Annotated in this window: 6 protein-coding genes; all 6 read right to left on the bottom strand. The window is 64.9% G+C overall.

The features are described 5' to 3' along the window. Window positions 1-197: 197 nt before the first annotated feature. Complete coding sequence (locus H7A87_RS09670; protein WP_180496963.1) at window positions 198-2,579, bottom strand: methyl-accepting chemotaxis protein; 2,382 nt, start codon at window positions 2,577-2,579, stop codon at window positions 198-200. Window positions 2,580-2,664: 85 nt separating this feature from the next. Continuing rightward, window positions 2,665-3,048 (bottom strand): hypothetical protein, encoded by a 384-nt coding sequence (locus H7A87_RS09675; protein WP_005993867.1) that lies wholly within the window; start codon window positions 3,046-3,048, stop codon window positions 2,665-2,667. Window positions 3,049-3,219: 171 nt separating this feature from the next. Then, entirely contained in the window at window positions 3,220-3,705 is a 486-nt protein-coding gene (locus H7A87_RS09680) for a chemotaxis protein CheW (RefSeq protein WP_016904902.1), read from the bottom strand. A gap of 130 nt (window positions 3,706-3,835) precedes the next feature. Next, a complete protein-coding gene (locus H7A87_RS09685; RefSeq protein ID WP_164739190.1) occupies window positions 3,836-4,618 on the bottom strand; it encodes a flagellar brake protein in 783 nt (260 codons plus the stop codon). A gap of 1,148 nt (window positions 4,619-5,766) precedes the next feature. After that, the gene (locus H7A87_RS09690) at window positions 5,767-8,439 is read right to left on the bottom strand and encodes a Cache 3/Cache 2 fusion domain-containing protein (protein WP_119128810.1); all 2,673 of its coding nucleotides are present in this window, start codon (window positions 8,437-8,439) and stop codon (window positions 5,767-5,769) included. 333 nt (window positions 8,440-8,772) lie between these two features. Beyond that, window positions 8,773-11,037, bottom strand: coding sequence for a methyl-accepting chemotaxis protein (locus tag H7A87_RS09695; protein WP_115677189.1), 2,265 nt, complete (start codon window positions 11,035-11,037; stop codon window positions 8,773-8,775). Window positions 11,038-11,234 lie beyond the last annotated feature (197 nt).

Consider the following 11,234-nt stretch of genomic DNA (forward strand, 5'->3'; position numbering starts at 1 on the left):
TGAGCTATGACTGGATATCGGCCACGTGGTCATGCAACTGAAGCACTAATCGGTGTCTTGCGGGGCAGGGTCGCATCTGGCGCCTGCAACCGCGTTGGCGGGGTAGCGGGCGAGGCCAATGCGCGGCGCTGCGCACTGCGCTGGCTGCAGATGCGCAAAGCCCCGGCAGTGCCGGGGCTTTGCGGGACAGCCTTGGATCAGAACTCTTGCCAGTTGCCGTCGGCCAGGGCAGCCTGCGGCTTGGCCGTCCGCGACGGCGTGGCCGCCGCACGCGCGGCCGGCTTGGTTGCGGGCGTCACCGCAACCGGGCGCGAGGCGACCGGGCGGGCGCGTGCAGCCGGCGCGGCCGGCGCAGCCGGCTCGTCCAGCTTGAACACCGACACTGCTTCGGCCAGGTGGCCGGCCTGCTCTTCCATCGAGCGTGCGGCCGCAGTGGCTTCTTCCACCAGGGCAGCGTTCTGCTGGGTGGTCTCGTCCATCTGGGTGATGGTCTGGTTGACCTGCTCGATGCCGGCCGACTGTTCCTGCGAGGCGGCGGAGATCTCGCCCATGATGTCGGTGACACGCTGCACGCTGGCCACGATCTCGGCCATGGTCGCACCGGCCTTGCGCACCAGTGCCGAGCCCTCGGCCACCTTGTGCACGGAGTCGTCGATCAGGCCCTTGATCTCCTTGGCCGCGCCGGCCGAACGCTGTGCCAGCGTACGCACTTCCGAGGCGACCACGGCAAAGCCGCGGCCCTGTTCGCCGGCACGGGCGGCTTCCACTGCCGCGTTCAAGGCCAGGATGTTGGTCTGGAAGGCGATGCCGTCGATGACCGAGATGATGTCGGCGATCTTCTTGGACGAGGCCTCGATGCCGGACATGGTGGTGACCACTTGCGAGACCACGTCGCCGCCCTGCGAGGCCACGCCGGTGGCGCCGATGGCGAGCTGGTTGGCCTGGCGGGCGCTTTCGGCGTTCTGCCTGACCGTGGAGGTGAGCTCCTCCATCGATGCGGCGGTTTCTTCCAGGTTGGCCGCCTGCTGCTCGGTACGATGCGACAGGTCGCTGTTGCCGGAGGCAATCTCGCCGGCAGCCGAGTTGATCGCGGTGGACGAGACCTTGATGCGCCCGACGATGTCGGAAAGCTGCTCGGCGGTGGCATTGGCATCGTCACGCATCTGCGCGAACACGCCGCTGAATTCGCCGCGCATGCGCACGGTCAGGTCGCCGCGCGACAGCGCCGACAGCAATGCGGAGATCTGCTCCAGGCTGGCAGCGTTGGCATCCAGCAGGCCGTTGAGCTGCTGGGCCAGCTGCAGGAAAAAGCCCTGCTTGCCATCGGTTTCCACCCGGCCGCTCATGTCGCCGCTGGCGGCGGCACGCACGATGCGGGCGACTTCTTCTTCGACCTGGACCTCGATGGTGCGATCGCGCCATTCACAGACATCGCCGGTGCTCTCGCCCTGCTCGTTCTTGATGACGGTGACGGTCTGCATCATCACAAACTCGCCGTAACGCTCCTCGAAGCTGGTGATGCCGTCGCGTTCCAGCGCTGCGATGGCCTTGTGCACGGTCGCTTCGGGCAGGCCGAGATAGCTGATGTGCTGACCGATGATCTTGCTGGCCTCAAACTCGGGCGAGGACAGACGGATGCTGCCTTCGTAATGGGTGACCAGCTTCTGGAACGCCTCGTTGGCGTAGATCATGATCCGATCGGTGTCGGTGATGAAGGTGCTGGTGGAGGATTTGTCCAGTGCGGTACGGATACGCAGGTTTTCGTCGGCGATCTTCTTGTCGCGTTCGATGCGTTCCTTCAGGTCGCGCTGCATCCTGTGCATGGAGCGCATCAGTTCGCCCACTTCGTCCTGGCCCTGCACATTGATCTGGCCGTCGAGCTTGCCGCTGGCGATTTCGGTGGCAGTGGACACCGCGCCGCGCATGCTCTTGACGATGGACCGTGCGAACAGGAATGCCAGGCCCAGGCCACCGGCGATGCCGATCAGCAGCACCAGCACGGTCAGCGAGACCGAGGTGGCATGGACCTTTTCGGCCTTGCTCTTGGCAGCCTGCGCCAACTTGTTGTCTTCGGCGATCAATGCGGCCAACGATGCCTGTGCCTTGGCATGCAGTGCGCTGGTTTCGCCAACGAAGGTATCGACGGCGTCGTCAGGCAGGTTCAGTTCCAGCATTTCGTCGACGCTTTCGTAAGAGGCCGAGGCCTTCTTCCAATCCGCAACGAAGGTAGCAAACAGCTGCTTTTGCTGCGGGCTCTCGATCAGGCGGGGATAGCCCTTGATCGTGGCCTCGATTTCGCCATTGAGCCGCTTGGCGCGGACCTTGGCTTCCTGCTTGACCGAGTCGCTGGCGCGCACCAGATTTTGATAGGACGCATTTCGATATTCGCCGAGCATGCCGCGCAGATCGCCTGCTTCGCGCACGCTGGACATGGTATTGCCGGCCAGGTCGCGGGTGACATTATTGAGCGAGGCCAGGCCCGCGTAGGCGATGATTCCCTGCACCAGCATGATCAGCAGCACGATGCCGAACGCCAGCATCAGCTTGGGCATCAATTTGAGATTGTTGATCCATTGCATTGACACGATTCCCCGGTAGAAGTCAGTGCGCATAACCGCAAACAGCAGATCGCCACGCGCGAGGGCGTGGCGATCTGCTAGGCGATTACTTGATGGTGGCCAACTTCAGGCTGGCCGGCGAGCTGACTTCGATTTCGGCACGCGAGCTGTCGCGCTGGATCTTGCCGAGCACACAGACGTCCTTGCCTTCCAGGGATTCCGGGGCAAAACTGAACTTGCCGCGGTTGGCGCCGTCGATGCGGGCCGAGAAGGTGTGACGCGGGAACATGCCGCCCATGTACAGGAAGGTGGGTTCACCTTCCGAGCTCTGGGCGTACTTGGCCTTTTCGACCTTGCCGCACACCATGCCGTCCTTGCCGACGAAACGGGTCGCCATTTCCGGCGGAATCATTTCCTGCGACTGAGCCGACAGCGTGGGAGCAACGATCACGAGAGCAGCGACGGGGAGGAGCGAGAGCAGGAACTTCATTGGGATTCTCCAGAATCAAAAGTCGAACGGTGACCCGTTTATGTGCGCGGGCTTCTATTCAGCTATCGGCTAGCCGCCGTTCAACTTGAATCCGAAAAACGTGATTTCTATCTCACTTCAACTTCGTTGTGCGTCTCGTGTCGGGAAGCTCCCGACACCAGATGGTCTGAATCAGGCCGCTTCTTCGGCCAGCTGCTGCTGACCGAGCTCGGTGCTGTCCAGCAGGGTCTCGATATCCAGCAGGATCAGCATGCGATCGTCCTGGGTGCCGATGCCCGAGATGAAGCGGGTATCGACCGAGGCGCCGAATTCGGGGGTGGGGCGGATCTGATCGTCGTTGAGCGGGATCACGTCCGAGACGCTGTCCACCACGATGCCGACGACGCGGTCTTCGACATTGAGCACGATCATTACGGTGAAGGCGTCGTAGCGCGCTTCTTTCAGGCGCAGCTTCAGGCGCAGGTCAATCACCGGCACGATGGTGCCGCGCAGGTTGATCACACCCTTGATGTAGTCCGGTGCGTCGGGCAGACGGGTGACCGAGTCGTAGCCGCGGATTTCCTGCACTTTCAGGATGTCCACGCCGTAGTGTTCTTCGCCAAGGGCGAAGCTGAGGAATTCACCACCGGTGCCGGTGGTCGTGCTTTTGTCGTTCATGGAAACTCCGGGCGTTGCGGCTGAGTGTCGGATTGCAGCTATAAAAAAGCATGCGGATGAGGATTGCCCTAGCAACATCGGCGCAGTGCAGGGCAACTTTAGCCGTGCGCCGAGGCTGGTGCGGGTGGGTTCAGAACACGCCGCTCTTGCGCGCATTGCGCTGGCGGTCGACCCGGAAGATGTAGCGCTGGATGGTCTCGTCGGCACCGCGTGGCAGGTCGCTGAACTGCATGCCGACCCGGAAGCCTTCGCTGCCGTTGGGCAGGGTCTGCTTGTACTGGCTGCACACCGTCAGCGGCAGGGTGATCGGCGCGGTGTCGGGCAGTTGCAGCGTGCAGTTGCGGTAGGTGCGCTGCGGTTCGAGCAGGGGCATGCCGTCGGTGAGCGAGACCGCCAGGCCGCCACTGCTGATGTCGATCACGCGCAACTGCAGGTTGAGATTGCCGCCCTGTGCCTCGTCTTGGCGAATGATGCAGATGGGCGAGTCGGTGATCGGCGTTTCCAGCCGGTACGACTCGCGGCGCTGCATGTGGTACATCGCCTCGGGCAGGTCGGCGCGGAAGGCGACATGGATGTCGCGTTCCAGCCGGTCGGGCGTTTCCAGCCGGAAGCGGATGTTGACCCGTTCCAGTTGTGCGTAGCACAGCAGGTACTTGGCCTCCTGGATGGCGCGGTTGGAGGCCTCGTTGTGGCTGCCGTCCAGAATCACGCAGTCCTCGTCTTCGTCCACTTCGAGCACGGCGGTGGGCACGGCCATGTCGCGCCCGGCCACATGCATGGTCACGATGGCACGCTGGTCGAGCAACTGGCGCAGCAGGCCACGGATCTGCCGTTTGTTGCGCAGCAGATAGCGCTCGTCACCTTCGGCAAGGTGATCGTCGTGGTCCAGCTCTGAGGTATCGCCTTGGGACATGGGCACAAGCACAGTAGATGCGGGAAGACGCCGGAACGGTTGTCCTGGCGTCGCCTTGATATCGGCGGAAAAGCGAAATCTTTAAGAGCGGCTGACAAAAAACCACTGCGTGACGTCTTGGTTGCTTCGGCGCTGTGTTCCTGGCGCTGGATGGTGCGGATGGATCCAGTTGCGGAGCGGGCGGGGTTTGCGGGTTTGCGGAAGGGTTCTTGCCCGCCCACCATCGCATGACACGCCGCAAGTACGTCCATGTAGGCTCCGGCGCGGCATCCATGCCGCTCAGGGTCCCTCGACGGTGAGCGGGCAAGGACCTATCGAGATGGTCGGTGTGCACGGTAAGAGCGGTGCTGGATGCGTCGTTCGCTCATAACCTATCGGCTCCATGTTTGATGGGCACCGCGCGCTCGACGCTGCGGGTTTGCTGCAGGGTCCTTGCCCGCCCACCATCGCGGGACACGCCGCAAGTACGTCCATGTAGGCTCCGGCGCGGCATCCATGCCGCTCAGGGTCCCGCGACGGTGGGCGGACAAGGACCTATCGAGATGGTCGGTGTGCACGGTAAGAGCGGTGCTGGATGCGTCGTTCGCTCATAACGTATCGGCTCCATGTCTGATGGGCACCGCGCGCTCGACGCTGCGGGTTTGCTGCAGGGCCCTTGCCCGCCCACCATCGCAGGACACGCCGCAAGTACGTCCATGTAGGCTCCGGGGCGGCATCCATGCCGCTCAAGGTCCCGCGACGGTGAGCGGACAAGGACCTATCGAGATGGTCGGTGTGCACGGTAAGAGCGGTGCTGGATGCGTCGTCCGCTCATGACGTATCGGCTCCATGTTTGATGGGCACCGCGCGCTCGACGCTGCGGGTTTGCTGCAGGGTCCTTGCCCACTCACCATCGCAGGACACGCCGCAAGTACGTCCATGTAGGCTCCGGCGCGGCATCCATGCCGCTCAGGGTCCCGCGACGGTGAGCGGGCAAGGACCAGTTGAGACGGTCGGTGTGCATGGGAAGAGCAGTGCTGGACGTGCTTTTTTTGATCATTGAAGCATCGGCTCCAGGTCTGATGCACACCGCATGACAGACAGCTTTTAGATGAGCGCCGACCAACTGTCTGGTGCAGTGTCCTTGCCGGTTGCGGGACCGTGTGGCATCAGGTATAGGCGTGCCGTGCGTTGGCCAGCAAGGTGTTCAGTTGGTCCTGCTGTTCCAGGCGGAACACCGCCACTGCATCCACCAGCTGCGCGGCCTGGTCTTCCATCGCGCGTGCAGCTGCAGTGGCTTCTTCCACCAGCGCGGCGTTCTGCTGGGTGGTTTCGTCCATCTGGGTGATGGTCTGGTTGACCTGGGTGATGCCGGCGGCCTGCTCGCGCGAGGCGCTGGTGATCTCGCCCATGATGTCGGTGACGCGCTGCACCGAGCTGACCACCTGCTGCATGGTGCTGCCGGCCTCGGAGGCCAGCGCGGCGCCGTTGCCGATGCGGGTCACCGAGTCGTCGATCAGGTGTTTGATCTGCTTGGCTGCACCGGCCGAACGCTGCGCCAGCATCCGCACTTCCGAGGCGACCACGGCGAAGCCGCGCCCCTGTTCGCCGGCGCGCGCCGCTTCCACCGCCGCGTTCAAGGCCAGGATATTGGTCTGGAAGGCGATGCCGTCGATGACGGAGATGATCTCGGCGATCTTCTTGGACGAGGTGTCGATGTCGGCCATGGTGGTGACCACGCGGCCCACCACATCGCCGCCCTTGGCCGCCACGCCGGCGGCATCCAGCACCAGCCGATTGGCCTGGTCGGCGTTGTCGGCGTTCTGCCTGACGGTGGCGGTGAGCTCTTCCATCGAGGCGGCGGTTTCTTCCAGTGCCGCGGCCTGCTGTTCGGTGCGACGCGACAGGTCGCCATTGCCGGTGGCGATCTCGGTGGCGGCCGCGTTGATCGCCAGCGACGAGTCCTTGATCCGACGCACGATGCCGGCCAGCTGGTCGGCAGTGGCATTGGCGTCGTCGCGGATGGTGGCGAACACGCCTTGCAGGTCGCCATCCATGCGCGCGGTCAGATCGCCCTGCGACAGCGCAGAGAGCAGCGCGGACACCCGCGACAATCCGTCTGCATTGTTGTCCAGCAGCACGTTGAGTTGCTGGGCGAGCAGCAGCAGGAAGCCCTGCTTGCCTTCCAGGCCGACACGCCCGCTCAGGTCGCCGGCAGCGGCGGCCTGCACGATGCGTGCGACCTCCTGTTCCACCTGGACTTCCTGGGTGCGGTCGGCCCACTCGACCACAAAGCCCATGCGCTCGCCGGCCGCGCCCAGCACCGGGTTGACCACCAGTCGCATGGTGCGGCCACCGACGTGGATCTGCGCGGTGTGGGTGCCGGTGAGCTGATCGAGCATGCGTGCCTGATGCTCGGGCCTGCGATGGAACTGGTCGATGCTGGCGTCGATCAGCGCATCGGCATCGAAGTTGGGCAGGTCGCGGCGCAGCTCGTCCTGCACGCTCTTGAGCATGCGCTGCAGCGGGCGGTTGACATAGATGATGCGGCGATCCGCATCGGCGATCATCACGTTGGTGCTGACATCGTCCAGCGCGGTGCGCACGCGCAACGCTTCGCTGGCGATCAGGTGGTCGCGTTGCAGGCGCGCGCGCAGGTCGTCGCGCATGGTGCGCGCGTTGCGCAGCAGGCGGCCGAGTTCGTCGTGGCGGTCGATCTCGATCGGGTTGTCCAGGCGGCCGGCAGCGACATCGCCGAGCACGCGTTCCACCGCCAGCAGCGGGCGGGTGACCATCTTGCGCGCGGCGATGAACACCACTGCGATGCACAGGCCCAGCACCACCAGCGAGAGCAGCAGCATGCTGCCCATCAGCTCGTCCAGCGGGCCGTCGATGGCGCTGCGCGGCTGGGTGCCGATCACCGCCCACTGCCACGGCGCATAGCGCTGGGCGGTGACTTCGAAGGCCTGGCTGTTGCCCCTGGCATCGCGCAACTGCAGGTTGGCGCTGGGCTGCCTGCCGTCCAGTACCGACTGCAACAGTGCCTGCTGCCCGGCCGGCACCAGGGCCGCCAGGGTGGCCGGCGTGCCCGGCGGGGCGGCGATGACCTGGCCCTGATGCTCGCCCGCCGCCATGTCGACGATGACGAAATAGCCGTCCTGGCCCAGCCGGGTGGTACCGACCTGCGCCTTGAGCGCGGCCAGGCCCTGGGTGTAGTTGCGACCGACGAACAGCGCGCCGATCACGTCGCCGGCGGCATTGCGCAGCGGCTGGTAGTGGGTCATGTATTGCTCGCCGAACAGCTGCGCCTGGCCGGTGAAGGGCTTGCCTTCGGATAATGCGGCGTAGGCCTTGCCCTTGCGGTCGAGCAGGGTGCCGATCACGCGTTCGTTCTGCTTGTTGCGTAGCGAGGTGGTGATGCGCACGAAGTCCTCGCCGGTGCGCGCGAAGATGGTCGCAACGCCGCCGGTGGTCTGCGCAAAGCGATCCACCGCATCGAAATTGAGATTCTGTACCTGTGTGCCGGAGCGCAGCGTAGGCGTGTTCTGCTCGCCGATGGTCACGGTGCTGGCGGTATCCAGCACGCGTGCGCCGCGCGGCAGCATGTCGTCGAACACGCTGCCCAGGCGCTGGGTGCCCTCGGTCAGGGTGACGTCGTACATCGCGACCGACTGCTGCATCAGCCGGGTACTGGAGTGCAGCTCGGCCTTGACCTGGGATGCGATGTCCGCGGCGGACTGGCGGTAGATGGTCAGGGCCAGCAGGCCGAGGGAAAGCGCGATCACCAATGTCAGCAGCGCGGACAGCCGGGTGCCGACAGACAGCCGGTGGAAGGAGTGCATGAGGAATCGACCTTGCCCGGGGGAGGGCGTTACGGATGCGTGAAATCGATAGCGGCCGTTTATGCAATTAATTGATGATTGGCGTCTAAAACAGCACAATTTTCCAGTTCGCTTGCCCTCTGGAGCGAACGTGGCGGAGTGGCATTTGTTATTTTTGGGTGAAGAATAGCGTTCCGCGCAGTGCCCGCCCGCTGCCGTCCGACGGGTCCCCAGGGACAAAAAAAGGGCCGCTTCCCTCGCTAGGAAGCGGCCCTCAAGATTCGTGGATCACGAATCAAACTGCGCTCGAATGCTGTTTCTGGAGACTGCGGGTGTGACGCGTTGCGGTGGGGCTTAGAACTCCTGCCAGTCGCTGGAACCGGCGGTGGCTGCCGCCGTCGCCGTGCCGGTGGTGCTGCGGCGCGGGGCTGCGTTACCGACCGCACGTGCGGCCGGGCGTGTGTCAAAGCGTGCGTTGACCGGCGCGGCGACCATCGACGAGGGCCGGGGGGCTGCCGGGCCCTGCTCGACGATCTTGAACACGGCAACCGCCTCGGTGAGCTGCTGGGCCTGCTCTTCCATGGCGCGGGCGGCGGCGGTGGCTTCTTCCACCAGCGCGGCGTTCTGCTGGGTGGCTTCGTCCATGTGGGTGACGGTCTGGTTGACCTGCTCGATGCCGGCCGACTGTTCCTGCGAGGCGGCGGAGATCTCGCCCATGATGTTGGTGACGCGCTGTACGCTGGCCACGATCTCGGCCATGGTCTTGCCGGCCTGGTCCACCAGCTGCGAGCCGTCGGCCACACGCTGCACCGAGTCGTCGATCAGGCTCTTGATCTCCTTGGCTGCTGCGGACGAGCGCTGTGCCAGGGTGCGCACTTCGGAGGCGACCACGGCAAAACCACGGCCCTGGTCGCCGGCACGCGCCGCTTCCACCGCCGCGTTCAAGGCCAGGATGTTGGTCTGGAACGAGATGCCGTCGATGACGCTGATGATGTCGGCAATGCGCTTGGACGAGGCCTCGATGCCGCTCATGGTGTCGACCACCTTGCTGACCACCTCGCCGCCCTGCGAGGCCACGCTGGCAGCGCCGATGGCGAGTTGATTGGCCTGGCGTGCGCTTTCGGCGTTCTGGCGCACGGTGGAGGTGAGCTCTTCCATCGAGGCAGCGGTTTCCTCCAGGTTGGCGGCCTGCTGCTCGGTGCGCTGGGACAGGTCCTGGTTGCCGGCGGCGATCTCGCTGGCGGCGGCGTTGATCGAGGTGGCCGAGTGCTGGATGTGCCCGACGATGCCGGACAACTGGGTCGCGGTGGCGTTGGCGTCGTCACGCATCTGTGCGAACACGCCCTTGAACTCGCCGTCCATGCGCGCGGTCAGGTCACCCGCCGCAATCGCCCGCAGGATGCCCGACAGCGACTGCAGGCTGCCATCGGCGGTGGCCATCAACTGGTTGAGGCTCTCGACCATGACGCGGAAATCGAACTGGAACTGCGCCGCATCGCCGCGTGCGCCGAAGTCGCCGTCGGCGGCGGACTGGGCCAGCTGCTTGATCTGCTGATTCATCGAGGACAGGTTGGTCTTCACCTGCGCCATGGTGTCGGTCAGCCTGGCCTTTTCGCCCGGCAGCGCGTCCATGTCTTCGCTGAGGTCGCCGATCGCATAGCGGCCCATGATCTGTGCCAGGCGCAGCGTGACCTGGACGTGGCTGTCGACCAGCGCGTTGGTGTCACCGGCCATGCGGCCGTAGTCGCCCGGGAACGCGTCGGCATCCATGCGGAAGCTGATCTGGCCGCTGTCGTGGCGCTTGGCCATGTCCAGCTGCGCGGTGATCAGGTTGCGCACCTGCGACTGCATCTTGTCCATCGCCTGCAGCAGGCGGCCGGTCTCGTCGCTGGCCTCGCTGTGCACGGCGTTATCGAGCTTGCCGTCGGCGATCGCCTCGGCAGCACGGGTGGCGCGGTTCAACGGGCCGGTGAGGCTGCGGGTGATCGTCCAGGCCAGCAGGGCGCTCAGCAGCACCACCGCAAGGCCGCCGCCGATCAGCATGCTGCGGCCACGCGCCATCGAGGCGTTGGCCTGGTCGTAGGCCAGCTGGCTGCTCTTGCGCTGCGCGTCCGAGTAGGTGCGGATCGCATCCTGCCAGCGCTGGGTGGCCGGCGCGGCGCGTTCGAGCAGGATCGGCATGGCCTGGTCGACCTTGCCGGCGGTGCCCAGTTCGCGCACCTGCTGGTTATGCGCCAGTGCCTGCTCGCGGGTCGAATCCAGCGCGTTGCGCAGTTCCTGGTCGTGCGCGTCGGCGGGAAATGCGTAGAGCTTGTCGCGCAGCTCCTTGTAGCGGATGCGCTGGGCGTCGATCACTTCGCCGAACTGGCGATTCTGCTCGGCAGTGGTCGGCAGCACGATGTTGCGCAGATTCAACGAGATGGTGGCATTGGCGTCCAGCATGTCGGTGGCGTACTGGATCATCGCCATGTTGCGGTTGACGATGGTGTCCAGGCGTTCGCGCGCCTGGCTGAGCGTGTACAGACCGGCGGCCACCAGCGCGCAGGAGAGAAGGATCAAGACGCCGAAGGCCAGGGAAAGGCGCTTGCCGACGTTGAAGCGGTGCAGGAAGGAGTTCATGGAGTGACCTGAGCGAATGTGCCGTTGGATGGAGTGGCATGCAGCGCAGTGCTGGAGCAGTGCGTTGCACGTCATCCCTTGTGTGATGCGTCGGTCAGATAACGGCGTTAGCGCTGCTGTATTGAGGCAGGCTGGACCGGTCGGTAAAGCCGGGTCTCAGGCACGTGACTGCCATGTGTATGCGGGGTAGGGAATCG

It is taken from the genome of Xanthomonas sp. CPBF 426, assembly GCF_903989465.1.
In the GTDB taxonomy this organism is placed as follows: Bacteria; Pseudomonadota; Gammaproteobacteria; order Xanthomonadales; family Xanthomonadaceae; genus Xanthomonas; species Xanthomonas euroxanthea.

Excerpts from the sequence above, each read along its gene's own strand:
- H7A87_RS09670 (WP_180496963.1), bottom strand. The coding sequence starts at position 2,579 with ATGCAATGGATCAACAATCTCAAATTGATGCCCAAGCTGATGCTGGCG.
- H7A87_RS09675 (WP_005993867.1), bottom strand. The coding sequence starts at position 3,048 with ATGAAGTTCCTGCTCTCGCTCCTCCCCGTCGCTGCTCTCGTGATCGTT.
- H7A87_RS09680 (WP_016904902.1), bottom strand. The coding sequence starts at position 3,705 with ATGAACGACAAAAGCACGACCACCGGCACCGGTGGTGAATTCCTCAGC.
- H7A87_RS09685 (WP_164739190.1), bottom strand. The coding sequence starts at position 4,618 with ATGTCCCAAGGCGATACCTCAGAGCTGGACCACGACGATCACCTTGCC.
- H7A87_RS09690 (WP_119128810.1), bottom strand. The coding sequence starts at position 8,439 with ATGCACTCCTTCCACCGGCTGTCTGTCGGCACCCGGCTGTCCGCGCTG.
- H7A87_RS09695 (WP_115677189.1), bottom strand. The coding sequence starts at position 11,037 with ATGAACTCCTTCCTGCACCGCTTCAACGTCGGCAAGCGCCTTTCCCTG.